Source organism: Massilia sp. UMI-21 (genome assembly GCA_015277795.1).
Lineage (GTDB): Bacteria > Pseudomonadota > Gammaproteobacteria > Burkholderiales > Burkholderiaceae_D > Telluria.
This window is the reverse complement of record CP063848.1, coordinates 3,543,634-3,568,041: the sequence shown is the minus strand read 5'-3', so window position 1 is coordinate 3,568,041 and position 24,408 is coordinate 3,543,634. Positions and strand designations below refer to the sequence as shown.

Here is a 24,408-nt window from a genome sequence, read left to right as displayed (position 1 = left end):
GACGCAGGCACGCGCTCACACGGCGCATCCGCAAGTGCGACGCGCGCTCGGCAAGCCGGCCACGCGCCCCGCACCACCCTACATCGACGCCTGCAAACATGGCAGAATGGTCACACCAGGCATGACACCCAGCAAACAGGAGACACCATGACGCCAACCCAGCGCTTCATCCAGGCGCGCGACTTTCTGCTCCAGCACCGGCTCGACTATGCCACCGCCTACCGCGACTACCGGGCGCCCCAGCTCGACGCGTTCAACTGGGGGCTGGATTATTTTGACCAGATGGCAAAAAATAATCACGCGCCGGCGCTCTGGGTGGTGGAAGAGGACGGCTCGGAGCAAAAGATCAGCTTCGCCGACATGGCCTCGCGCTCCTGCCAGGTGGCCGAGTACCTGCGCCTGTGCGGCGTCAAGCGCGGCGACCGGGTCTTGCTGATGCTGCCGAACCGGGTCGAGCTGTGGGAAATCATGCTGGCCGGGATCAAGCTCGGCGCCGTGCTGGTGCCGACCACCATGCTGGTCTCCGGCGCCGACCTGCAGGACCGGCTCGAACGCGGGCGCGTCAGGCACGTGATCGCCCAGGCCTCCGAAGCGCACAAGTTCGACGGCATGGCGGGCAGTTTCACCCGCATCGCCGTCGGCGGCAACGAGGCAAAAAAACCGGACGGCTGGCACGACTTCGAGGCTTGTCGCGACGTGGTGTCGGTGTTCGATCCCGAGGGCGAGACCCGCGCCACCGATCCCTTGCTGCTGTACTTCACCTCGGGCACCACGGCCAAGCCCAAGCTGGTGTTGCATAGCCACCAGAGCTATCCGGTGGGCCACCTGTCGACCATGTACTGGATCGGCCTGCAGCCTGGCGACGTCCACTGGAACATCTCGTCGCCGGGCTGGGCCAAGCACGCGTGGAGCTGCTTCTTCGCGCCCTGGAATGCCGGCGCCACCATCTTCGTCTACAACTACGAGCGCTTCTCGGCCAGGGCGGCGCTCGACACGGTCCAGCGCTGCGGCGTCACCTCGCTGTGCGCGCCGCCGACGGTCTGGCGCATGATGATCAAGGAAGACCTGAGCGCCTGGAAGCCACCGCTGCGCGAACTGGTCGGCGCCGGCGAACCGCTCAATCCGGAAGTGATCGAGCAGGTGGAAAGGGCCTGGGGCATCCGCATCCGCGACGGCTTCGGCCAGTCGGAAAGCACCTGCCAGATCGGCAACCCGCCGGGCCAGCCGATCAAGCCCGGCTCGATGGGCCGGCCGCTGCCGGGCTATCGGGTGACATTGCTCGACATCGACGACCGGCCCGCGCCGGAAGGCGAGATCGCGCTCGCGCTCGACCCGGCGCCGCAGGGGCTCATGATGTGCTACGAGGGCGACGACGAGAAGACCGCCGCCGTCATGCGCGCCGGCCACTACCACACCGGCGACACCGCCACCGTCGACCAGGAAGGCTATTACTTCTACGTCGGCCGCAACGACGACGTGTTCAAGTCCTCGGACTACCGCATCAGCCCCTTCGAGCTGGAGAGCGTGTTGATCGAGCACGAGGACGTACTGGAGGCGGCGATCGTGCCGAGCCCGGACCCGCTGCGCCTGTCGGTGCCGAAGGCCTTCGTCACCCTGCGCCAGGGCGTGGCCCCGAGCCGCGAGGTGGCGGCCGCGCTGTTCGCCTTCGCGCGCGCGCGGCTGGCGCCGTACAAGCGCATCCGCCGCATCGAGTTTCGCGAGCTGCCCAAGACCATCTCGGGCAAGATCCGGCGCGTCGAACTGCGCAGGGAAGAAGCCGGCCGCGCCGACGACGCCGCAGGGCAGGGCGCCGAGTACCGCGAAGAAGACTTTGCCGGCTGAAGCCTGCCGCGCACCGGCGAAGTGTGCGGCGGGCCGCGCGCGATTGCCGCCATAATGGTGGTCAACCCAACAACACGCTCGCGCGCGCCGCGCGTTCCGACCTCGCCGGCTTCACCGCCCACGCTTCGATGACCAACACCAAACGCTCCGCCCAGCCAGAACCCGCTTATGAAGTCAGGAAGTCCCCCGTCCACGGCAACGGCGTCTTCGCCCTCAGGCCGATCGGCGCCGGCGAACGCATCATCGAATACCGGGGTGAGCGCATCAGCTGGGACGAAGCGACCCGGCGCGCCGAACAAGCCGGCGGCCCGATCAACCACACCTTCTACTTCACCCTGGCCGATGGCCGCGTGATCGACGGCGGCAGCCGCGGGAACGCCGCGCGCTGGATCAACCACGCCTGCTCGCCCAACTGCGAAGCCTTCGAGGACGAAGGCCGCGTCTATATCCATGCGATGCGCGACATCGACGCCGGCGAAGAGCTGAACTACAACTATGCGCTGATCTATGACGAGCGCCACACGCCGGCGCTCAAGAAGCTGTTCGCCTGCCGCTGCGGCACGCCCGGCTGCACCGGCACCATGCTGGCGCCGAAAAAGCGCAGCCGGAGCGGCGCCGGCAAGCGCAGCAGCGAAACCGCCACCGCCTGAAGGAAGCCGATGAAGCCCGTTGTCCGCAGCCTGCTGGAAACCGACCTGTACAAGTTCACGATGTGGCAGGCGCTGCTGCACAGCCACCCGGGGGCGATCGGCGAATACGAATTCCTGTGCCGGAACACGCCGGCCTACCCGCTCGCCGAGCTGAAGGTCGAGGTCGAGTGCGAACTCGACCACCTGTGTTCGCTGATGTTCCTCGATCACGAGATCGCCTATCTACGCGGTCTGCGTTTCATCAAGAGCGACTTCGCCGACCTGCTCACGCTGTTTCGCTTCCAGCGCAAGTTCATCCAGGTCGAGACCGACGGCCCCCACCTGCGCATCCGCGCCACCGGGCCGCTGGTGCACGTGATGGGCTTCGAGATCTTCGTGCTCTATATCGTCAACGAGCTGTATTTCCGCCGCTTCGACCAGCAGGCGGCGATTGCCGAAGCGCGCGTACGCCTGCAGCAGAAGATCGACGAGCTGCGCGCCTTCGAACGCGAGCCGAAGCTGGCCACGTCGTTCGAATTCTTCGACTTCGGCGTGCGCCGGCGCTTCTCGGGCGAGTGGCATGACGAAGTGGTGGCGACCTTGGCGCGCGAGCTGCCGCAGTTCTTCAAGGGCACCTCGAACGTCTACCTGGCGCACAAGTACGGGCTGGTGCCGATCGGGACCATGGCGCACGAATACCTGCAGGCCTACCAGGCCTTCGGCGTGCGCCTGCGCGACTTCCAGAAGGCGGCGCTGGAAGACTGGGTGCAGGAGTACCGGGGCGACCTCGGCACCGCGCTCACCGACGTGGTGGGCATGGATGCTTTCCTGCGCGACTTCGACCTGTATTTCGCCAAGCTGTTCGATGGCTTGCGCCACGACTCGGGCGATCCGGTGGAATGGGGCGAAAAGGCGCTGGCGCACTACGCCCGGCTGCGCATCGACGCGCGCACCAAGCGCCTGGTGTTCTCCGACGCGCTGACGGTGCCGAAGGCGCTCGCCCTGTACCGGCACTTCGCCGACCGCACCACGCTGGGTTTCGGCATCGGCACCAAGCTGACCAACGACACGCCCTACCAGGCGCTGAACATCGTCATGAAGCTCACCCACTGCAACGGGCAGCCGGTGGCCAAGCTGTCGGATACGCCGGGCAAGTCGATGTGTACCGACCAGACCTTCCTGGCGTATCTGCGGCAGGTGTTCCAGCACCCCGGGGAGGGGTAGGGGGGGCTCAGGTCCTGGCGGCGATCAGCCCGCGCTGCCGGGTCTGGGCAGGCTCTTCCAGCTGGAAGGTATTTACCACCGCCGCCAGTTCGGCCGCCTGGTTCTGCAAGGATTGGGCCGCCGCGGCCGCTTCCTCGACCAGCGCGGCGTTCTGCAGCGTCATCTCGTCCAGGTCCGCGATGGCCAGGTCCACCTGCTCGATGTCGGCGCGCTGGGCGCCCGTCGCGCTGCTGATCCGCCCCATGATGTCGGTGACGCTGTGCACGCCTTCGACCACCTGGCGGATCGTTTCGCCGGCTTCGCCGACCAGCGCGGCCCCTACGCCGACCTTGCTTACCGAATCCTCGATCAGGACCTTGATTTCCTTCGCCGCGGCGGCCGAGCGCTGCGCCAGGTTGCGCACTTCGCTGGCGACCACGGCAAAGCCGCGGCCCTGCTCGCCGGCGCGCGCGGCTTCGACCGCCGCGTTGAGCGCCAGGATGTTGGTCTGGAAGGCGATACCGTCGATGACCGCGATGATGTCGACGATCTTCTTCGAGGAGGCGTCGATCAGTTGCATCGTGGTGACCACCTGGTCCACCGCCGCGCCGCCCTTGACCGAGATGTGCGAGGCCGCGGTGGCCAGCGCGCTGGCCTGCGCCGCGTAGTCGGCATTCTGGCGCACCGACGCGATCAGCTGTTTCATCGCGTGCGCCACCTGGGCCAGGGCGGCGGCCTGGGTCTCGGTGCGGTTCGACAGGTCGAGGTTGCCGCTGGCGATCTGGGAAGAGGCCGAGGCGATCGCGTCGGTCCCGCCGCGCACCTTGCCGACGATGCCGCTCAGTCCATCGCGCATGGCGCTCATGGCGTACAGCAGGCTGTTCGGGCGGGCGCGGTCCGTGTCGACCGGCCGGTGCAGTTCGCCGCCGGCGATCGCGCGCGCCACGCTGGTGGCGTAGGCCGGCTCGCCGCCGAGCTGGCCGACCAGGCTGCGCACCAGCACCGGCGCCACCAGCACGCACAGCACCACCGACAGCGCGCTCAGGCCGGTGATCCAGTAGCGCGTACCCGCCGCCTCGGCGTTGGCTGCGCGTACGGCCTCGGTGGTGTGCGCCTGCAGTTCCTGGAGCAGGACCTCGATGTCGGCCACGATGCTGCGGCGCAGCGGGCTGCATTCCTCGACCAGGAACGTGGCATACCCCTCCAGGTCGCCGGCGGCACGGTAGTTGCGGGGCCGTTCGAGCTCGCGCGCCATCGCCAGCATGCCTGCGCGCACTTTGGCGTATTGCGGATTGCCGCGCAGGACCGGATCGAGGCGGGCGAGGGCGGCCAGGTAGTCGGCCTTGCGCGCATCGACCAGGTCGAGTTCGCGCCTGGCCGCGGATTCGTCCTTGAAGATGTAGGCATTGCGCGCGGCGATGCCGGTCTGATCCAGCGCTTCGCGGGCGGCGTACAGCGGTTCGAGTTCGCTGTTCCTCACCGTGTCGGCCGTTTGCAGGGCGTGCTCGATGGTGTTCACGCGCGAGACCGAGAAGCCCGCCAGGATGAGGGTGACCGACAGGATCAGGGCGAATGCCGCATACAGTCTGGTTGCAATGCCCGCGTGCTCGAAGGATGCCATGGGTGCCTTATGAGGTAAATGAACAGGAAGTTATTAATTGAACAAATTTATTTAAGCAATTTGGGTCCGATTCTGCACTTTTGATTTCTTTATTGCAATTGAAATTGTGTTATTTGTCTATATCGTAAACTTATCTTTCAAAGGCAGCTTTAGGATGAGGGATTTCGTCATTTCGGCTATACTTGGAGGCATAACCAGGACCGCAAATGCAGAGCAAGTTCATAGAAGAGGACCCGATCCTCACGACCAGTGCCGCAGCCCGCATGCTGGGGGTTGCCACCAGCACCGTACAGTTATGGATGGAAAGTGGCGCTATTCCATCGTGGAAAACTCCGGGTGGCCACCGCCGCACCCGCCGGAGCACCATCCAGGCAATGCTGGACCGCGCCGGCCCGCTGTCGGGCGCCCTGTCCGGCGAAACGTTGGTGCAGGACCCGACCGACCCCGAATTCATCCTGCAAGGCGGCGAAGGCTTCCCTGTGACCACGGAAGAAGCGCGCCGACTGGCCGCGCTGGCGGCCTCGGGCCTGGTCGACAGCCCGCAGGAAGAACGCTTCAACCGCATCGTCCGCCTGGCTGCCACGGTCACCGCCTCGCCCATCGCGCTGGTCTCGCTGCTGACCGCGCGCCGCCAGTGGTTCAAGGCGCGTATCGGACTGGGGCCGCAGGAAACCCCGCGCGAGTGGGCGTTCTGCTCGCACGCCATCCTGCAGGATGCGCCCTTCATGGTCGAAGATGCGGCCACCGACGAGCGCTTCCGCGAGAATCCGCTGGTGCTGGCCGAGCCCCACATCCGCTTCTATGCCGGGGTGCCGCTGCGTGATCGTTCCGGCTTGCCGATGGGAACCCTGTGCGTGATCGACCGCGAGCCGCGCCGCCTGCGCTCGGCCGAGCTGCAGGCGCTGTGCGACCTGGCCGATATCGCCTCTTCGGAATTCCAGGCCAAGGCGGCCTGAGCAGGGAGCTTCGCGGATCGTAGCGACGAAGTATCGGCCGCGTACAGCCGTGGGGCCAGGTACACCGTCCACTTCCTGAACGGCCACCTGGAAACGATCATGCCGGGCGCGCTTGCCTGGCTAGAATTGTCCGCCCGCCAGCTTCCACAGCTGAGTCGGCAGGGCCGGGGGCGCGTCCGGTTTGAAGAAGGCCGAATCCTGGATGTGTGAGGTGGTCACATAGACCGTGCCGTCCGGCCCCTGGGTGAAGGTGTCCGGCCAGCGCAGGCGGTCGTCGCGCACCAGGATCTCCGGCTTGCCCTGCGGCCCGGCGTCGAGATCGCGCAGCTTGACCGCATCGTCTTCGACCGCGGAGAGCAGCATCTTGTTGGTGCCGCGCGGGATCAGCAGGCCGTCCGACACGCCGTTCTTTCCGTATTCCTCGACCTGGCCGCCAATATCCTGGCCCTGCAGTCCCTTGCCGGTCAGGTGCGCCGTGCCGACGCGGTACAGGGTGTCGCCCTTGATCGCCTGCCAGTACAGCCAGTGGCCGTCATCGGACACGGCGATGCCGTCGGCCGAGAATTCGACGCCGCGCCCGTCCGGGCGGCGCAGCTCCTTGCCGTCGGCCTTCACGTTCAGGCCTTTTTGCATCTGGGTGGATGGGTGGCCGTCGAGCAGGCGTACCGTCTTTTCCGCCTCCAGGTCGACGACCAGAATGGCGCCGACCACGCCCGAATCGGTGATGAAGGCGTATTTGCCGTCGCTCGAGAAGCGCACGTCGTTCAGGTAGGAGCCTTGCGGGGCGGCGGCTTCGTCGAAGACGATGCTGCGCACGACCTTGTCCTGGCCGAGGTCGACCTGCACCAGTTTGGCGCCGCCCGACACCAGGTGCGCCTGGGCGGGAGCGGCCGGGTCCAATACCCACAGGCTGCCGCGTCCGTCGGCGACGATGCTTTGCACGCAGACCCAGTGCTTCTCGGGCGGCAGTTCATCTTTCCGGGCATTGCGCCAGGCGTTCCAGTCGTGGTCCGGGTAGGGACGCAGGGCGCCGTCCCTGCCCAGTTCGGCCACCGATACGGCGCTGTCCTCGGTCCAGCGCGGGAAGTTGACGAAAATGCGGCCGTCTTCCGAGACCGACACGCCGGTAACCTGGTGTTCGAAGGCGGCCACCTGTTCGATGGTCCATGCCGTTGCTGGCTTGCTCATGCTGCTCCTCTCATGGATGGTGCTGCGTTCCGGCGGCGCGGTGCGCGCGCGGCCTTGCTGGTCGGGGAGCCGCGCGCTTCCGCACGCTTCTGTTCCCGCTTGTTTTGCCGTTCCCGTTCCCGCTCCTGCTCCTGGCGCAGCCGCTGCTGCAGCAGCGCCAGCACCGCGGCTTCTTCCGGCTGCAGCGCATGCAGCTCTTCCGTCAGCTCCCGCTCGGTGCGTTCGCGCAGCCCCTCGAGCACGGCGCCGTCGAGGTAGGCGTCGAGCACCACCGGGTGCACGTAGCACTTGCGGCAGACCGAGGGCGTATTGCCGAGCTTTTCGGCCACCGACTCGATGGCGCGCACGATGTTCTTCTTGGCCTGGGCTTCGGAGTCGAACTTCTCGAATTCCTGCAGGGCCAGCGCAGCCAGCACGGTGCCCGACCAGGTGCGGAAGTCCTTGGCGGTGTAGTCCTCGCCGGTAATGCCGCGCAGGTAGTCGTTGACGTCGCTCGAGTCGATCGTGTGGGTGTCGCCCTCGTCGTCCACGTACTGGAACAGCTCCTGGCCGGGCAGGTCGCGCGAGCGCCGGATGATGCGCGCCACGCGGCGGTCGTGCACCTGGACCTTGTGATAGACCCCGCTCTTGCCACGGAAGCGGAACTCGACATCGCTGCCGTCCACCTTGGCGTGGCGGTTGCGCAGGGTCGTCAGGCCAAAGGACTTGTTGGTGCGGGCGTACTCCTCGTTACCGACGCGCATCATGGTCGCTTCGAGCAGGTAGACGATGGTGGCCAGCATCTTCTGGCGCGGCATGCCGGGCAGGGACAGGGCGCGGTCGACCTCCTGCCGGATCGCGGGGAGCGCCTGGCCGAAACTGAGCATGCGCTCGTACTTGACCTCATCGCGCGCAGTGCGCCACTTCGGGTGGTAGCGGTACTGCTTGCGGCCCCTGGCATCGCGCCCGGTGGCCTGGAGGTGGCCGTTGGCTTGCGGGCAGATCCAGACGTCGGTCCAGGCCGGCGGAATCACCAGCGACTTGATGCGTCCCAGCGTCGCCTCGTCCGTGACCGGATCGCCGCCGGCGTCGAGGTAGCGAAAAGCGGCGCCGGCCTTCTCACGCCGGATACCGGGGCGGTCGTCGTGGACGTAGCGCAGGCCGGCCGCCTTCGCGGCTGCGGGCGGATCGCTGGGCGGCTTGTCGGCAGTGTCGTTCTGTTCGCTATGCATGTAGGGCGTCCCTCCAATCTGGTCGCCCGATCCTACGCCGAACCGGGCAGGGGCGCCGTTCGGAAACTAACGCAAGCCCGCCTCGGTGTCGGCCACGGGCGAGCCCTGCCCGGGATGCCGGGAGCGCATGCGCGCGTTTTCCGCGCGACCGGCTGGCGGTGCGCGCGTGCGGTCGGAGCGGCCGATCAGGAGCGGGCCGGGGCCGCGCCCAGCTGCGCGAGCAGCTCGCTCAGCTGGACCGTATTGACCGGCTTGACCATGTAGTGATCGAAGCCGGCCGCGTGCGCGGCTTCGCGGTCTTGCTGGCGGCCGTAGCCGGTCGCGGCGATCAGGGTGGCCCCGGCGGTCTGCGGCAGGCGGCGCAGACGGCGCGCCAGTTCGTTGCCGTCCAGGTCGGGCAGGCCGATGTCGAGCAGGCAGACCTGGGGCGAGAACACCCGGGCCACCTCGAGGGCATCGACGGCGTTGTGGGCGACCTCGACCCGGTGTCCGGAGGCGCTCAGGAACAGGTTGAGGGTGTGAGCGGCGTCGAGGTTGTCGTCCACCACCAGCACGCGCAGCGGCGCCACGGCGGTGGCGGCGTGGCGCACCGCTTCGGCCACCGGCGACTCGCTGTCCTGTTCCAGGCGCGGCAGCCGTACGGTAAAGGTGCTGCCCTTGCCCAGGCCCGGGCTGGTGGCGCCGACGCTGCCCCCATGCAGTTCCACCAGGCTGCGCGCCAGCGCCAGTCCCAGGCCGAGGCCGCCCTGCGAACGGTCCGGAGTGCGTTCGGCCTGGGTGAACAGGTCGAATACCCGGTCCACCAGGGATGCATCCATGCCGATGCCGTCGTCCGACACGGCCAGCACGTAGCTGTCGCCGTCTTCCACCAGGCGCAGCTGGATGTGGCCGCCCTCGGGGGTGTACTTGGTGGCGTTGCCCAGCAGGTTGGACACCACCTGCACCAGGCGCTTGTGGTCGCCCTTGACCTGGGCCGCCGAGGGGGGCAGGTCGAGCACCACCTGGTGGCGGCGCGCGGCGATCAGGGGCCGGATCTGTTCGGCGGCGTCGTCCACCACCGTGCGCAGGTCCAGCACCGAGGTCGAGATCGAGACCAGGCCGCGCGTCACGCGCGAGACGTCCAGCAGGTCGTCCACCAGGCTGGTCATGTGTTCGACCTGGCGCGCGATGATGGCGCAGGTCTGGGTGATCTGGGCGTTGTCCGAATGCAGGAGCTTGAGCAGGTGGGCGCCGGTGCTGATCGGCGCCAGCGGATTGCGCAGCTCGTGGGCCAGCATCGCCAGGAACTCGTCCTTGCGCTGGTCTGCCGCGCGCAGTTCGCGTTCGGCCTGGCTGCGCTGCGCTTCCTTGGCCTGCAGCGTGGCCGCCATTTCATCGAGGGCCGCCGCCAGCCGGCCGATTTCCTCGTTGCCGTAGGTGATGCCGGTACGCGCTCCCAGGCTGCCGGCGGCGATGCGGCGCGCGGTGTCCATCAGCTTGCGCACGCGCTGCACGATCAGGATGTCGCCGGCCAGCCAGGCCGCCAGCAGCGCCAGGATGGTGGTGACGACCAGGCCGAGCAGCGACATCAGCTGGGCTTCGCGTGCCGCCGCGGTAATCGTCTCGACCGGAACGCCGATCGTCACCGTGTATTCCGACAGCGAGGGGCCGCCCACCCGTGCGAAGGCGTGCAGGCGCTCGATGCCGTCCTCGGCGCGCAACAGCAAGGGATGCTGCGCCGGGTCGCGCATCGCCGCCAGCAGGGCCGGACTGATCTTCTTGCCGAACCAGCGCTCGGGGTCGGGGCGGCGCGAGATCAGGAGGCCGTTGGTGTCGGCCGTCTCCAGCATCGAGCCGAGCGGCAGGTTGATGTCGTTGACGAAGGTGTCGAGCCCGGCCAGGTCCATGGCCGAGAACACCACCGCGACCACGCGGCCGCTGCGGTCGGTGACCGGATAGGTGAGGTTGATCGTGTGGCGGCGAATGACGCGCCCGAACACATAGTCTCCCGCGATGAAGCGGCGCTCGGCGATGGCGCGCCGGAAGTGGCGCCGGTCGCCCAGGTTGACCGGGTGGAGCAGGGGCACCGCGCTGCAGGTGACCTCGCCGTCGAGGCGGATCAGGCCGAAGTTGACGTAGCCTTCATTGCGGTCCAGCACGTCGGCCAGCAGGGCATTGCAGCCGTCGGTAGGGCCCATCAGGGCGGGAACACTGACCAGGTCGACCAGGATCTGGCGCGCGCGCTCGAGCGACTGCGCCTCGTTGGCGGCCGCCAGGTTGGTCAGGCGCTGCAGGTTTTCCTCGGAGGCGCGAATGGCAGCCTCGCGTTCGCGAATGCCTCCCAGCACCGTCATCACGGCGATCGGGGTAATTGCCAGCGCCACCAGCAGCATCAGGCGGCTGCGCAGGCTGTTCAGGCGTAGGCGCTGGAGCAAGGGATTCATCAACATCTCGGCGTAAGGCGCGTTGGGCGGTGCACCAGATCGGTGCATGCGTTTCCCTATTGTACTAAAAGGTAGAGGGCTAATGCGCAAGGAATATTTATTCCGCGGGTCAAGCCTGATCGTCATTACTTGACACCTAAAGCATTCGTCCATGTAAGATAGGGAATCACCAGACTGGGAGCGGGGATGAACATCGTGTGCGTGGGCGGCGGCCCGGCCGGCCTGTACTTCGGACTCTTGATCAAGAAGCGCCATCCGGACTACGCGGTCACGGTGGTCGAGCGTAACCGGGCCACCGACACCTTCGGCTGGGGCGTGGTGTTTTCCGACCAGACGCTGGGCAACCTGGCCGGCGCCGACGAGGAGAGCGCGCGCGCCATCCTGCAGTCCTTCAACCACTGGGACGATATCGCGGTCCACTTCAAGGGGCGCAGCGTCAGCTCGGGCGGTCACGGTTTTTGCGGTATCGCCCGCAAGCGCCTGCTGAACATCCTGCAGGAGCGCGGCGCGGCGCTCGGGGTGCGCCTGGCGTTCGAGCACGAGGTGCGCGACGAGGCCGAACTGGTGCGCGCCTGCGAGGCCGACCTGGTCGTGGCCTGCGACGGCGTCAACAGTGCCGTGCGCAAGCGCCATGCGCAGGTGTTCCGGCCCGAGGTGGAAAGCCGTCACTGCCGTTTCGTCTGGCTCGGCACGCGCAAGAAGTTCGATGCCTTCACCTTTGCCTTCGAAGAGACCGAAAACGGCTGGTTCCAGGCGCACGCCTACCAGTACGATGGCGACACCTCGACCTTCATCGTCGAGACGCTGGATGAAACCTGGCGGGCCGCCGGCCTGGAAACGATGGACCAGCAGGAGGCGCTGGCCTTCTGCGAGCGCCTGTTCGCGCGCTACCTCGACGGCCATCCCTTGATGGCCAACGCCGCCCACCAGCGCGGATCGGGCATGTGGATCCGGTTCCCGCGCATCGCCTGCGAGCGCTGGGTGCATTGGCAGGAGATCGATGGCCGCCGCGTGCCGGTGGTGCTGATGGGCGATGCCGCCCACACCGCGCACTTCTCGATCGGCTCGGGCACCAAGCTGGCCCTGGAAGACGCGATCGAGCTGGCGCGCTGTCTCGACGATCCGGCCATGCCCATGGAACAGGCGCTGAGCGCCTACGAGGAAGCGCGCCGCGTGGAAGTGCTCAAGCTGCAGAGCGCCGCGCGCAATTCGATGGAATGGTTCGAGAACGTCCGGCGCTACACGGCGATGGAGGCCGAACAGTTCGCGTATTCGCTGCTGACCCGCAGCCAGCGCCTGTCGCACGAGAACCTGCGCCTGCGCGACCCGGACTACGTCGCCGGTTTCGAGCGCTGGTTCGCCGGGCGCGCCGCGACGCAGGCCGGGGTGCCGGCGCCGGAGGCGCCGACGCCGCCGATGTTCACGCCCTATAAAGTGCGCGGCGTGCTGCTGAAGAACCGCGTGATCGTCTCGCCGATGGCCCAGTATTCGGCGTTCGACGGCGCGGTGGGCGACTTCCACCTGGCCCACCTGGGCGCCCGCGCGCTCGGCGGCGCGGCGCTGGTCATGGCCGAGATGACCTGCGTCAGCGCCGACGCGCGCATCACGCCAGGCTGCCCGGGCCTGTACACGCCGGAACATACGGCTGCCTGGAAGCGCATCGTCGACTTCGTGCATGCGAATTCGGACGCGAAGATCGGCGTGCAGCTCGGCCATGCCGGCGCCAAGGGCTCGACCCGGCTGATGTGGGACGGCATCGACCAGCCGCTCGAAGCCGGCAACTGGCCGCTGGTGTCCGCGTCTTCCCAGCAGTACCTGCCGGGCGTGTCGCAGCTTGCGCGCGAAGCCAGCCTGGCGGACCTGGAACGCATCAGGCGCGACTTCGTGCGTGCCACGGCGGCGGCCGCGCAGGCCGGCTTCGACTGGCTCGAACTGCACTGCGCCCACGGCTATCTGCTGTCGAGTTTCATCTCGCCGCTGACCAACCGGCGCCAGGACGCCTATGGCGGCAGCCTGGAAAACCGCTGCCGCTATCCGCTCGAGGTGTTCGCGGCGGTCCGGGCGGCCTGGCCCGAAGACAAGCCGATCAGCGTGCGCCTGTCCGCCCACGACTGGGTCGAGGGCGGCATTACGCCCGACGACGCGGTCGCGATCGCGCGCCTGTTCAAGGCGCTCGGTGCCGACATGATCGACTGCTCCTCGGGCCAGGTCAGCAAGCAGGAAAAGCCGGTCTACGGGCGCATGTTCCAGACCCCGTTCGCCGACCGGATTCGCAACGAAGCCGGCATCCCGACCATCGCGGTCGGTTCCATCTACGAGGCCGACCACGTGAACGGCATCGTCTCGGCCGGACGCGCCGACCTGTGCGCCGTGGCCAGGGCGCACCTGGCGAATCCGGCCTGGACCTTGAACGAGGCCGCGCGCATCGGCTATCGCGGCGCCAGCTGGCCGCGCCAGTACCGCCCCGGCAAGCTGCAGCTCGAGCGCAACCTCGAACGCGAACGCCAGCTGCAGGCCTCGGGCGGCGGCCTGAGTGCGCAGCAGCTGGCCGCACGCCTGCTCGAAGGCTGAACCAACCATTTCAGGAGTCACCCCATGCATTATCTACCGGGCGAAGCGCACCGGCTGCCGGGCAGCCATGCCAGCCTTGCCGCCTACCAGGCAAACCACTTCGAGTACGCCGTGCAGGACCGGGTGGCCACCATCCTCCTGAACCGGCCGGAGCGCAAGAATCCGCTCACTTTCGACTCCTACGCCGAGCTGCGCGACCTGTTTCGCGCCTTGGCCCATGCCGACGACGTCAAGGCCGTCGTCATCGCCGGCGCCGGCGGGAACTTTTGCTCGGGCGGGGACGTGCACGAGATCATCGGGCCGCTCACCAGGCTCGACATGCCCGGCCTGCTGGCGTTTACCCGCATGACGGGCGACCTGGTGAAGGCCATGCGCGCCTGCCCGCAGCCGATCGTCGCCGGCGTCGACGGCGTGTGCGCCGGCGCCGGCGCGATCCTGGCGCTGTCTTCCGACATCCGCTACGGCACCGCGCGCAGCAAGACGGCCTTCCTGTTCACCCGGGTCGGCCTGGCCGGCTGCGACATGGGCGCCTGCGCGCTGCTGCCGCGCGTGATCGGCCAGGGCAGGGCGGCCGAGCTGCTCTACACCGGCCGTGCGATGCGAGGGGAAGAGGCCGAACGCTGGGGCTTCTTCAACCGCCTGTGCGAGCCGGATGCCCTCCTGGGCGAGGCCCGGGCTTTCGCCGCGCTGCTGGCGAACGGGCCCACGTTCGCGCACGGCATGACCAAGAAGATGCTGCAGCAGGAGTGGAACATGGGCGTGGACGAAGCCATCGAGGCCGAGGCCCAGGCCCAGGCGATCTGCATGGCCACCAACGACTTCCACCGTGCCTACCACGCCTTCGTGGCCAAGGACACGCCGCGTTTCGAGGGGGATTGAGATGCTTGAACCCGACTACCTCGACTGGCCCTTCCTGGAACCGCGCCACCGGACGCTGGCGCTCGAGCTGGACGCCTGGGCCGGCGCGCACCTGGCGAAGGCGCACCCCGGCGATGCGCAGCTGAAGGGAACGCACGATGTCGACGCCGCCTGCCGCGCGCTGGTGAAGGAACTCGGCGGCGGCGGCTGGCTGCGTCATGCGGTCGGCGGCGCCGGCCGGGCGATCGATACCCGCGCCATCTGCCTGATCCGAGAGACCCTGGCGCGGCATGCCGGCCTGGCCGACTTCGCCTTTGCCATGCAAGGCCTGGGCAGCGGGGCGATTTCGCTGTTCGGCACCGCCGCGCAGCAGGAAGCCTGGCTGCCGCGCGTGGCTTCCGGCGCGGCCATTGCCGCCTTCGCGCTGTCGGAACCGCAGGCAGGCTCCGACGTCGCCGCGCTGCAGTGCGCCGCGCGGCTGGAGGGCGACAGCTACGTGCTCGACGGCGAGAAGACCTGGATCTCGAACGGCGGCATCGCCGACTTCTACGTCGTGTTCGCGCGCACCGCCGACGGCGGCGGCGACGGTGGGCGCGGTGCGCGCGGCATCTCCGCCTTCATCGTGGAGGCCAGCGCGCCGGGCCTGCAGATCGCCGAGCGCATCGCCGTGATCGCGCCGCACCCGCTGGCGCGCCTGCGTTTCGATGGCTGCCGGGTGCCGCGTGCCAACCGCATCGGCGAGGAAGGGCAGGGCTTCAAGGTGGCGATGGCCACCCTGGACGTGTTCCGCACCTCGGTGGCGGCGGCCAGCCTCGGCTTTGCCCGCCGGGCGTTGGACGAAGCGCTGGCGCGCGCGCGCGAACGGGCGATGTTCGGCAAGACCCTGGCCGACTTCCAGCTGACCCAGGCCAAGCTGGCCCAGATGGCGACCGGCATCGACGCCGCCGCCTTGCTGACCTACCGCGCGGCCTGGATGCGCGATGGCGGCAAGCGCGTCACGAAGGAGGCCGCCATGGCCAAGCTCAGCGCGACCGAGACGGCGCAGGGGGTGATCGACGCGGCGGTGCAGATGTTCGGCGGGCAGGGCGTGGTCAGCGGCGAGACCGTCGAGACCCTGTACCGCGAGATCCGCGCACTGCGCATCTATGAAGGCGCGAGCGAGGTCCAGTTGCTCATCATCGCGCGCGAACTGCTGGCACGGGAGGCGCCATGATCGAGACGCTGCAACCGCCGGGCTGGGTGCGCCCGAAGGGCTACGCCAACGGCATCGCCGCGCGCGGCCGCCAGGTCTATGTGAGCGGCATGATCGGCTGGGATGCCGAAGGACGCTTCCACACCGACGACTTCGTCGGCCAGGCGCGCCAGGCGCTGGAGAACGCGGTCGCCGTGCTGCGCGAGGCGGGCGCGGGCCCCGAACACATCGTGCGCATGACCTGGTATGTGCTGGACCGGCGCGAATACCTGGAAGCCGGCGCGGCGCTCGGCGCGGCCTACCGCGCGATCATCGGCCGCCACTACCCGGCCATGAGCGCGGTCCAGGTGGCCGGCTTGATGGAAGCGCGGGCGCGGGTCGAGATCGAAGTGACGGCGGTGATACCAGACTGAGGAGGATCGCTTTTTCGTTGTAGCAATTGGGGAATTGCAATACCATCCGGAGCTTGCGGTGCGTCGCACCGAGCTTCCGTTCTCCTGTAAGGACCCGATTGCATGAAGATGTCTCCCTTGCCCCTGTTGCTGGCCGCCTGTTTCACGTCGACCGTGCTGGTCCCGGCCCAGGCCGCCAAGCCGCCCGCCGCGGCCCCGAAGGCCCAGCTGAAAGTGGACTACCAGAAGTTCACGCTGCCGAACGGGCTCGAGGTGATCTTCCACATCGACCGCTCCGACCCGGTCGTGGCGGTCAACCTGACCGCCCACGTCGGCTCGGCCCGCGAGAAGGCGGGGCGTACCGGCTTCGCCCACCTGTTCGAACACCTGCTGTTCCTGGAATCGGAAAACCTGGGCAAGGGCGGGCTCGACAAGATGACCGCGCGCATCGGCGGCTCCGGCGCCAACGGCTCGACCTCGCAGGACCGCACCAATTACCTGCAGACGGTCCCCAAGGACGCGCTGGAAAAGATGATCTGGGCCGAAGCGGACAAGCTCGGCTGGTTCATCAACACGGTGACCGAGCCGGTGCTGGCCAAGGAAAAGCAGGTCGTCAAGAACGAGAAGCGCCAGGGCGTGGACAACGCCCCCTACGGCCACACCCGTTACGTCATCAACAAGGCCCTGTACCCGCTCGATCACCCGTACAACTGGCAGGTGATCGGCTCGCTGGAAGACCTGCAGAACGCGACCGTCGACGACGTCAAGGAATTCTTCCGCCTGTGGTACGTGCCGAACAACGTGACCCTGGTGCTGGCGGGCGACTTCGATCCGGTGCAGGCGCGCAAATGGGTCGAGAAGTATTTCTCGGAAATCAAGCGCGGCGCGCCGATCGAGGCCATCGCCAAGCGCCCGGGCGTGGTGAAGCAGACCGTCAAGCTGGCCCACGAAGACAATTTCGCCAAGCTGCCCGAGCTGACCATGGCCTGGCCGACCGTCGAGGAGCTGCATCCGGACGCCTACGCGCTCGAAGTGCTGGCCGAATACCTGTCCCAGACCAAGCGTGCGCCCTTCTACCAGGTGCTGGTGGAAGACAGCAAGGTGGCGCCAAGCGTCCAGATGGGCAACCAGACGGGCGAGATCGCCGGCCAGTTCATGCTGCGCGTGCGCGCCTTCGAGGGCAAGCCGCTCGACGCGGTCGCGCTGGAAGTCGACAAGGCCTTCGCCAAATTCGACAAGGAAGGCATTTCCGAGCGCGACCTGAACCGGATCAAGGCCGGCCTCGAGACGCGCTTCTACACCGCGGTCTCCAGCGTGCTGGGCAAGTCGGCGCTGCTGGCCGAGTACAACTACCTGAACGGCAATCCGGGCCACGTTGCCGAGAGCATCAGGAAGACCCTGGCGGTGACGCCGGCCGACGTGCGCCGCGTGTACGACACCTATATCAAGGACAAGCCCTATGTCGCCACCAGCTTCGTCCCGAAGGGCAAGCTGGCGCTGGCCCTGAGCGGCTCGGCCAAGGCCGACGTGGTCGAAGAGAAGGTGGTGCAGGGCGCGGAAGCCGCGGTGGACCCGAGCGCCAACGCGGACTACACCCGGTCCCCGTCCAGCTTCGACCGCAGCAAGGAGCCGCCTTACGGCGCTGCGCCGGCGGTGAAGGTGCCGCAGGTGTGGGATACCAGGCTGTCCAACGGCATGCGCGTGGTCGGCATCGATAACCGCGAAGTGCCGCTGGTGCAGTTCGACATCGCGATCGACGGCGGCCTGCTGCTCGACGGGGCCGACAAGGTGGGCGTGGCCAACCTGATGGCGCGCATGCTCACGCAAGGAACGGCGAACAAGACCCCGCAAGAGCTGGAAGAAGCGATCCAGCAGCTGGGCGCGACGATCAATGTATCGGCGCGGACAGAAGAAGTACGCCTCAGCGTGAACACGCTGGCGCGCAACTTCCAGCCGACCATGGAACTGGTGCAGGAAATTCTGTTGCAGCCGCGCTGGGACGAGAAGGAATTTGCCCTCATCAAGCAAAGCGTCCTGAGCCAGATCCGCCAGCAGGACGCCGAGCCGAATGCGCTGGCCAGCAGGAACTTTGCCAAGCTCATCTATGGGAAAGACGACCCGCGTTCGCGCAACATCCTCGGCACGGCCGAGAGCGTCAACGCGATCGGCATCGACGACCTGAAGGCCTATTACGCGGCCAACGTATCGCCGTCGGTGGCGCGCATGCATGTCGTGGGCGCCTTGCCGAAGGCCGCGGTCGCGGCCTCGCTGGCGGGACTGGCCCGCGAGTGGAAGGCGAAACCGGTGGCGCTGCCGGCCGTGGCAAGGCCGGCGAGCGCCCCGGCGCCTGCCAGGGTCTACTTCGTCGACGTCCCGGATGCGAAGCAATCGGTGCTGCAGGTCGGCTATCGCGCGCTGGCGGTGACCGATCCGGACTATTACCCGGCCACCGTGAGCAACTACATCCTGGGCGGCGGCGGCTTCGCTTCGCGCCTGACCCAGCAGCTGCGCGAAGGCAAGGGCTACACCTACGGCATCAACTCGAGTTTCTCCGGCAGCAAGAGCGCCGGCCCCTTCGTGATCGCCAGCGGGGTGCGCAGCAACGTCACGCTCGAGTCGGCCCAACTGGTCAGGCAGATCCTGCAGGACTACCCGGCCACCTACTCGGCGGCCGACCTGGAGACCACCAGGAACTTCCTCGTCAAGAGCAATGCGCGCGCGTTCGAGACGGCCGGCGCCAAACTGGCCATGCTCGACAACATGAGCAAGTACGGATGGCGCGCCGACTATGTCAAGGACCGCGAGCGCATCGTGCAGTCGATGACGCTGCCGCAGGTGCAGGCCCTGTCGCAGAAGTACCTGGATCCGTCGAAGATGGTCTGGCTGGTGGTGGGCGATGCGAAGACCCAGCTGCCGCGCATGAAAGCGCTGGGCTTCGATGAGCCGGTGTTGATCGCGAAGTAAGCCGGCAGCGGCGCGGGCATGTCCAGGATGGTGGCCGGGTCCGGGCAGCCCGCGCGAGCGCCAGCCCCGACCCGTTTCTGCTACGGTGGTGCCAACTGCAATCGACGGAGGCACCATGAACAAGCAGATCGTACGCGTCATCGAAAACGTCGAGGCCGCCCAGCGCGCGCGCCAGGCGCTGCTGGAGGCCGGTTTCGACCCGGACGGGATCGACATCAGCCATACCGGCGACGAAGCCGGTCCTGCCGAAGCCAATTTCACGGTCGGCGATTCGCCCGCGGTCAAGGGGGGCACCGACTACAAGGATGTGTACACGCCGGGTCTGGAGATCGGCAAGTGCGTCATCACGATCACCGCGGACGAATCGCGGCTGGACAAGGCGGCCTCGATCCTCGAATACCACGGCGCCAGGGATAACGACCCCGCACACCGCCACTGAGGCGGCCCGGGCGGCCCGTGCCACCCGCCGCCGCGCTCAGCTCCAGCTGAGGTCGGTTTTGCTCAGCGGCAGCTGACGCACCCGCTTGCCGGTCGCGGCAAAGATGGCATTGCACACGGCCGGCGCCAGCGGGGGCAGGGCGGGTTCACCCAGGCCGGTCACCGGGTTGTCGGTCTTGATGAAGTGCGTCCCGATCCTGGCCGGTGCGTCCGGCATGCGCAGCAACCCGTAGTCGTGGAAGTTGCTCTGCACGATGCGGCCCCCCTCGATGTTCAGCTCCGGGAACATCAGGGTCGACAAGCCGTCGATCACCGACCCCTCCACCTGGTTTTCCGCGCCCGACAGGTTGACGATCTGCGCGCCGATGTCGGCTGCCACCACCACCCGGTCCACCTTCAGCTTGCCCTCGCGCGACACCGTCACCTCGGCCACCTGCGCCACATAGCTGCGGTGGCTGAAGTGGAAGGCGATGCCCTGGCCCTGGCCGCGCGGGAAGCGTTTCTTGCCCCAGCCGGCGCGCTGCGCCACCTCGCGCAGCACATGGCGCATGCGCTTGACGTCGTAGGGCTGGCCGCGTTCGACGCTCGCCGGCACCAGGTCCTGGTCGCCCAGCAGCTCGAGGCGGAAGGCCAGCGGATCGCGTCCAGCGGCATGCGCCAGCTCGTCGATGAAACTGTGCAGCACCCAGGAAAACACGCAGCTGCCAGGCGCCCGCCACGGCCCCATCGGCACCCGGGTTTCCAGCATGGTCTGCTCGACCAGGCAGTTCTTGATCCAGCGGGCGGGGAACTCGTCGGCGGACAGCTTGCCGCCGCTGCCGGGCTGCAGCACGCTCTTGCCCTTGCCCTCTTGCTCGACGCGGTTGGCGAAGGTGACGAAGTGGTTGTGCCAGGCCAGCGCGCGGCCAGCGGCATCGACCGCGCCGCGCAGGAAGTGGAAGCCGCCCGGACGGAAGTGGTCGTGCTGCAGGTCGTCCTCGCGGGTCCAGGTCAGCTTGACCGGCGCCGCCAGCTTGTGCGCGATGGCGGTCGCCTCCACGATGAAGTCCGAGCTCAGGCGCCGGCCGAAGCCGCCGCCGCTGCGCAGGATATGCAGGCTGATTCTTTCTTTCGGAATGCCGAAGGTGCTGGCCACCAGGGCCTGGCCGGCGCCCGGATTCTGGGTCGGCGCCCACAGTTCCAGCGCGCCGTCTTCCTTGAACCAGGCGGTGCAGTTCTGCGGCTCCATGCTGGCGTGCGAGATGAAGGGGTAGCTGTAGGCGGCTTCGACCACCCTGGCGGCCTTGCCGAGTGCCGCCGGCAGGTCGCCATCCTGGCGCAGGGTCTGCGCGCCGGGCTTGTTCGAGGCGGCCAGGGCCTGGGCCGTGAAGTCGGCCCAGCTGTGGGTGGCGCCTTCGCCTTCGTCCCACACCACCTGCAATTCGCGGCGCGCACGCATGGCGGCCCAGGTCGAGGTGGCGACGATCGCCACGCCCGGGCGCAGGCCGTTCAGGTTGGGGGTGCCCTCGACGATGAAGGCATCTTTCACGCCCGGCATGGCCTTGATCGCGTCCAGGTTGGCGCTGAGCGGCTTGCCGCCGAACACCGGGCACTTGGCGTAGACCGCGTACAGCATGCCGGGCAGGCGCACGTCGATGCCGAACAAGGGGCTGCCGTTCACGATGGCCGCGTTGTCCACGCCGCCGACGCGGGTGCCGAGCAGCCTGTAGGTGGCCGGATCTTTCAGCGCCACCGCACCCGCGTCCGGTAGCGGCAGGCGGGAGGCAGCGTCGACCAGCGCGCCATAGCCGAGGCGGCGCTTGCTCGGGCCGTGGATGACGGCGCCGTCTTGCGCCGCACAGTCGGACGCCGGCACGCCCCAGGCGTCGGCCGCGGCCTGGACCAGCATCGTGCGCGCGGTCGCACCCAGGCGGTGGAAGTGCTCGTAGTTGGTCGGGGTCGAGGTCGAGCCGCCGGCGCCTTGCGGCCCGTAGCGGGCGGTGTCGAGGTCGCCCTGGACGACGCGCACGTTCTTCCAATCCACTTCGAGCTGCTCGGCGATCACCATCGGCAGCGAGGTCTTGATGCCCTGGCCGATCTCCGGCTGCTTCGAGATCAGGCTCACGCGGCCGTCGCGGCCGATGCGGATGAAGGCGTTCGGGGTGAAATCGGGGCCGCCGGCCGCGCGCGCGGCCGCCGCCAGTGCGCCGTCGGCGGACATGCCGAGCATGAAGGCGGCGCCGGCCGCGCTGCCGCGCAGGAAGCTGCGGCGCGCCGAGGAGCGCGGTGCGTTGCCGGGTGCCTTCATGGCTTGCCCTTTCCGCTGGAAGCGATGGCGGCCGCTCGGTGGATGCCGGCCCGGATGCGGGTGTAAGTGGCGCAGCGGCACAGGTTGCCCGCCATGGCCTCGTCGATCTGGGCGTCGGTCGGGGTCGGATGCCGCTGCAGCAGATGGCAGGCGCTCATGATCTGGCCGGCCTGGCAGTAACCGCACTGCGGCACGTCGAGTTCCTGCCAGGCCAGTTGCAGCGGGTGCCGGGCCTGCGGGTGCAAGCCCTCGATCGTGGTGATCTTCTGCTTGCCCAGGCTCGCCACCGGTGTCAGGCAGGCGCGCGCGGGCGCGCCGTCGATGTGCACGGTGCAGGCGCCACACTGGCCGAGTCCGCAGCCGTACTTGGTGCCGACCAGGCCGAGGGTGTCGCGCAGGGCCCACAGCAGCGGCGTGTCGGGTTCGACGTCGACGGACTGCGCCTTGCCGTTGATGTGCAGCGTATAGGTAGTCATGAAGGCCCTTCTTGGTAGCGGAAGAAATACGGCATGCGGAGAATCCGACATGCTAATCGAATCCATCGGCCGCAACAATATTGACAATTTCTTCGCGGAATGAGACGGTCTGGCTACCCGGAGTATGTAATACTTTGTCATCCTGCTGATCAGTTTCGTGACATCTCATGACCAACCCGGGTCGACCCCTGACGTCGGCGAATCTCAAGCTGCGGCTGGCCTCGGTGGCCGCCGTGCTGGTGTTTGCCGCCACCCTGCTGGTAACGCTGTCGACGCTGTCGGTTGCCGAAAGCGGCATGAAGGCCGTGATCGGCGACCAGCAATACACCCTGTTGTCGGGGGCCGCGTCTTTCATGGACGACCGCCTGGCGGAGCGACTCGGACAGGTCGAGGCGCTCGCCGCCGTTGTTCCGCCGCGCTTGCGCACCGACTGGACCGGGCTGCGCGCTTTCCTGGCCGAGCGGATGCGCCTGTGGGGCAGCGACGAATACCTGAACCTGGTCGTGTTCGACGCCACCGGGGAAATGCGGCTGTCGCTGCGTGAGCTGCCCGGGCCGGCCGCGCTGAATGCGCGCGGCACCGATTACTTCGAACGGGTGCTCGACACGCGCAAGGGCGTGATTTCGCGGCCGATCCGCAGCCGGCTCACCGGCAACCACATCGTGATATTCGCCGCGCCGGTATTCGGCGAAGACGGGAAACTGGCCGCGGTCCTGACCGCCAGCGTGGACCTGCGGCGCTCCGGCTTCCTGCGCCAGATCAGCACGCTCAAGCCCGGCAAGACCGGCTACCTGTTCCTGATGACGGCCGATGGGGTGGTCATCGACCACCCCGACCAGACCCGCCTGTTCCAGCACGTTGCCACCACCCCGGGCAACAACCCGGGTACCGAACGCGCCCTGGCCGGTTTCGAAGGCTGGCTGGAAGCACGCAGCAAGGACGGTACCGATTCGATCTATGCCTACAAGCGCCTGCGCACGACCGGGTGGATCATGGCGGCGCGCTATCCCAGCGCGGAAGCCTTCGCGCCGATGGACGCGATGCGCGAAAACGCCTTCTTCAGTGCCGGCGGACTGGCGCTGGCGGCCGGCCTGCTGGCCTGGGTGCTGGTGTTCCGGCTGCTGTCGCCGCTGCAGGACCTGCGCGACAACGTCGCGGCGATCCGCGAGGACGGCGCCGACATCGATGTGCTGCGCGATGGACGCCGGGACGAAATCGGCGAGCTGGCAAGCGCCTTCCATGCGCTGATGGACGAGCGCGAGCGGGCCGAGCGCGATCGCGCCGCCAGCGAGAAGCGCCTGCGCCTGATCACCGACAACCTGCCGGTCTTGATCTCCTATATCGACCGCGACCATTGCTTCCGCTTCGGGAACGCGACCTTCGATAAATGGTTCGGCGTCACGCCCGACGAGCTGGTCGGGATGCCCCTGGCCAGGCTCATGGGGTCGGAAACGGCCGCCGACATCTATCCGCATCTCGAGCAGGCCTTCAGCGGTCGCTCGGTCACGCACGAGGTGCGCATTCCCGTGCGCGGCGACCCGCGCATCCTGCAGGCCACCTATATCCCGGATCACCAGCCCGACGGCAGCGTGGCGGGCGTGTATGCGCTGGTGCACGACATGACCCACGTGAAGGAAGTCGAGGAGCAACTGCTGCAACTGGCGCGGGTCGACACCCTGACCGGGATTGCCAACCGCCGCATGTTCGGCGAGGCCTTGCAGCACGCACTCGAACGTGCGCGCCGCAGCGGCAAGCCGCTGGCCCTGGCCTATCTCGACATCGATCGTTTCAAGAAGATCAACGATACCCATGGCCATGGGGTCGGCGACGAGGTGCTGAAGGAATTTGCGCGCCTCCTGGCCGTCGGCGTGCGCGCCACCGACACGCCGGCGCGCCTGTCGGGCGACGAATTCGTGGTCATCCTCGAAGAGATCGGCACCCGCCTGGAAGCCGAGCGGATCGCGGCGAAAATCGTCGAGAACATGCGCTTGCCGTTCCGCACGAGCGCCGGACCGGTGCAGGTGTCCACCAGTGTCGGCCTGGCCCTGTCACAGCCGCGCCAGGACCAGGAGCAGTTGCTGGCGGCAGCGGATAGCGCGCTGTATGCGGCGAAAGGGAAGGGCAGGGACGGCTATGCCTTCTTCGACGGATAGGCGG

At 67.8% G+C, this 24,408-nt stretch carries 17 protein-coding genes; 11 read left to right on the top strand and 6 right to left on the bottom strand.

Annotated elements, in window-relative coordinates; genetic code table 11:
- Positions 1–147 precede the first annotated feature (147 nt).
- The 3 genes from IM543_15630 to pncB all read left to right on the top strand — a co-directional run bounded on the left by IM543_15630 (position 148) and on the right by pncB (position 3,695).
- Positions 148–1,842, top strand: coding sequence for an AMP-binding protein (locus IM543_15630; GenBank protein QOY93011.1), 1,695 nt, complete (start codon positions 148–150; stop codon positions 1,840–1,842).
- A 128-nt stretch (positions 1,843–1,970) separates the two neighbouring features.
- Entirely contained in the window at positions 1,971–2,492 is a 522-nt protein-coding gene (locus tag IM543_15625; protein QOY93010.1) for an SET domain-containing protein-lysine N-methyltransferase, read from the top strand.
- Positions 2,493–2,501: 9 nt separating this feature from the next.
- A complete protein-coding gene (gene pncB / locus IM543_15620) occupies positions 2,502–3,695 on the top strand; it encodes a nicotinate phosphoribosyltransferase (GenBank protein QOY93009.1) in 1,194 nt (397 codons plus the stop codon).
- A gap of 7 nt (positions 3,696–3,702) precedes the next feature.
- Here the strand turns inward: pncB and IM543_15615 are convergent, their stop codons facing one another.
- The gene (locus IM543_15615; GenBank protein QOY93008.1) at positions 3,703–5,295 is read right to left on the bottom strand and encodes a chemotaxis protein; all 1,593 of its coding nucleotides are present in this window, start codon (positions 5,293–5,295) and stop codon (positions 3,703–3,705) included.
- A gap of 206 nt (positions 5,296–5,501) precedes the next feature.
- Between IM543_15615 and IM543_15610 the strand changes: the two genes are divergently transcribed.
- On the top strand, positions 5,502–6,251 hold the full coding sequence (locus IM543_15610; protein QOY93007.1) for a GAF domain-containing protein: 750 nt from the start codon (positions 5,502–5,504) through the stop codon (positions 6,249–6,251).
- A 120-nt stretch (positions 6,252–6,371) separates the two neighbouring features.
- Here the strand turns inward: IM543_15610 and IM543_15605 are convergent, their stop codons facing one another.
- The 3 genes from IM543_15605 to IM543_15595 form a co-directional block, all read right to left on the bottom strand.
- Positions 6,372–7,439, bottom strand: a complete 1,068-nt coding sequence (locus tag IM543_15605) for a hypothetical protein (protein ID QOY93006.1) — start codon at positions 7,437–7,439, stop codon at positions 6,372–6,374.
- Entirely contained in the window at positions 7,436–8,650 is a 1,215-nt protein-coding gene (locus IM543_15600; protein QOY93005.1) for a DNA topoisomerase IB, read from the bottom strand. Before IM543_15600 ends, IM543_15605 begins: the two co-directional genes overlap by 4 nt.
- A 185-nt stretch (positions 8,651–8,835) precedes the next feature.
- Positions 8,836–11,073, bottom strand: a complete 2,238-nt coding sequence (locus tag IM543_15595; protein ID QOY93004.1) for a response regulator — start codon at positions 11,071–11,073, stop codon at positions 8,836–8,838.
- Positions 11,074–11,259: 186 nt separating this feature from the next.
- Between IM543_15595 and IM543_15590 the strand changes: the two genes are divergently transcribed.
- The 6 genes from IM543_15590 to IM543_15565 all read left to right on the top strand — a co-directional run bounded on the left by IM543_15590 (position 11,260) and on the right by IM543_15565 (position 19,489).
- Entirely contained in the window at positions 11,260–13,644 is a 2,385-nt protein-coding gene (locus IM543_15590; GenBank protein QOY93003.1) for a bifunctional salicylyl-CoA 5-hydroxylase/oxidoreductase, read from the top strand.
- Positions 13,645–13,668: 24 nt separating this feature from the next.
- Positions 13,669–14,523 (top strand): enoyl-CoA hydratase family protein, encoded by an 855-nt coding sequence (locus IM543_15585; protein QOY93002.1) that lies wholly within the window; start codon positions 13,669–13,671, stop codon positions 14,521–14,523.
- A 1-nt stretch (position 14,524) separates the two neighbouring features.
- A complete protein-coding gene (locus tag IM543_15580; protein ID QOY93001.1) occupies positions 14,525–15,715 on the top strand; it encodes an acyl-CoA dehydrogenase family protein in 1,191 nt (396 codons plus the stop codon).
- Positions 15,715–16,107, top strand: a complete 393-nt coding sequence (locus IM543_15575; protein QOY96710.1) for a RidA family protein — start codon at positions 15,715–15,717, stop codon at positions 16,105–16,107. Before IM543_15580 ends, IM543_15575 begins: the two co-directional genes overlap by 1 nt.
- 102 nt (positions 16,108–16,209) lie before the next feature.
- Positions 16,210–19,050: an insulinase family protein gene (locus IM543_15570; GenBank protein QOY93000.1), complete on the top strand. Its 2,841-nt coding sequence runs from the start codon at positions 16,210–16,212 to the stop codon at positions 19,048–19,050.
- A gap of 115 nt (positions 19,051–19,165) precedes the next feature.
- Positions 19,166–19,489, top strand: coding sequence for a hypothetical protein (locus tag IM543_15565; GenBank protein ID QOY92999.1), 324 nt, complete (start codon positions 19,166–19,168; stop codon positions 19,487–19,489).
- Between the two features lie 36 nt (positions 19,490–19,525).
- On the opposite strand, the gene IM543_15560 is transcribed toward IM543_15565, so the two are convergent.
- Together IM543_15560 and IM543_15555 are read right to left on the bottom strand one after the other, a co-directional pair.
- Positions 19,526–21,775 (bottom strand): xanthine dehydrogenase family protein molybdopterin-binding subunit, encoded by a 2,250-nt coding sequence (locus IM543_15560; GenBank protein QOY92998.1) that lies wholly within the window; start codon positions 21,773–21,775, stop codon positions 19,526–19,528.
- Positions 21,772–22,251: a (2Fe-2S)-binding protein gene (locus tag IM543_15555; protein ID QOY92997.1), complete on the bottom strand. Its 480-nt coding sequence runs from the start codon at positions 22,249–22,251 to the stop codon at positions 21,772–21,774. The genes IM543_15560 and IM543_15555 overlap by 4 nt, the downstream gene beginning before the upstream one ends.
- 209 nt (positions 22,252–22,460) lie before the next feature.
- On the opposite strand from IM543_15555, the gene IM543_15550 reads away from it, so the two are divergent.
- Positions 22,461–24,404, top strand: coding sequence for a diguanylate cyclase (locus IM543_15550; protein ID QOY96709.1), 1,944 nt, complete (start codon positions 22,461–22,463; stop codon positions 24,402–24,404).
- The last annotated feature ends 4 nt before the right edge of the window (positions 24,405–24,408 follow it).

What these genes read in the sequence shown, in the direction of transcription:
- IM543_15630 (QOY93011.1), top strand. Translation starts at nt 148, where the DNA reads ATGACGCCAACCCAGCGCTTCATCCAGGCGCGCGACTTTCTGCTCCAG.
- IM543_15625 (QOY93010.1), top strand. Translation starts at nt 1,971, where the DNA reads ATGACCAACACCAAACGCTCCGCCCAGCCAGAACCCGCTTATGAAGTC.
- pncB (QOY93009.1), top strand. Translation starts at nt 2,502, where the DNA reads ATGAAGCCCGTTGTCCGCAGCCTGCTGGAAACCGACCTGTACAAGTTC.
- IM543_15615 (QOY93008.1), bottom strand. Translation starts at nt 5,295, where the DNA reads ATGGCATCCTTCGAGCACGCGGGCATTGCAACCAGACTGTATGCGGCA.
- IM543_15610 (QOY93007.1), top strand. Translation starts at nt 5,502, where the DNA reads ATGCAGAGCAAGTTCATAGAAGAGGACCCGATCCTCACGACCAGTGCC.
- IM543_15605 (QOY93006.1), bottom strand. Translation starts at nt 7,439, where the DNA reads ATGAGCAAGCCAGCAACGGCATGGACCATCGAACAGGTGGCCGCCTTC.
- IM543_15600 (QOY93005.1), bottom strand. Translation starts at nt 8,650, where the DNA reads ATGCATAGCGAACAGAACGACACTGCCGACAAGCCGCCCAGCGATCCG.
- IM543_15595 (QOY93004.1), bottom strand. Translation starts at nt 11,073, where the DNA reads ATGAATCCCTTGCTCCAGCGCCTACGCCTGAACAGCCTGCGCAGCCGC.
- IM543_15590 (QOY93003.1), top strand. Translation starts at nt 11,260, where the DNA reads ATGAACATCGTGTGCGTGGGCGGCGGCCCGGCCGGCCTGTACTTCGGA.
- IM543_15585 (QOY93002.1), top strand. Translation starts at nt 13,669, where the DNA reads ATGCATTATCTACCGGGCGAAGCGCACCGGCTGCCGGGCAGCCATGCC.
- IM543_15580 (QOY93001.1), top strand. Translation starts at nt 14,525, where the DNA reads ATGCTTGAACCCGACTACCTCGACTGGCCCTTCCTGGAACCGCGCCAC.
- IM543_15570 (QOY93000.1), top strand. Translation starts at nt 16,210, where the DNA reads ATGAAGATGTCTCCCTTGCCCCTGTTGCTGGCCGCCTGTTTCACGTCG.
- IM543_15565 (QOY92999.1), top strand. Translation starts at nt 19,166, where the DNA reads ATGAACAAGCAGATCGTACGCGTCATCGAAAACGTCGAGGCCGCCCAG.
- IM543_15560 (QOY92998.1), bottom strand. Translation starts at nt 21,775, where the DNA reads ATGAAGGCACCCGGCAACGCACCGCGCTCCTCGGCGCGCCGCAGCTTC.
- IM543_15555 (QOY92997.1), bottom strand. Translation starts at nt 22,251, where the DNA reads ATGACTACCTATACGCTGCACATCAACGGCAAGGCGCAGTCCGTCGAC.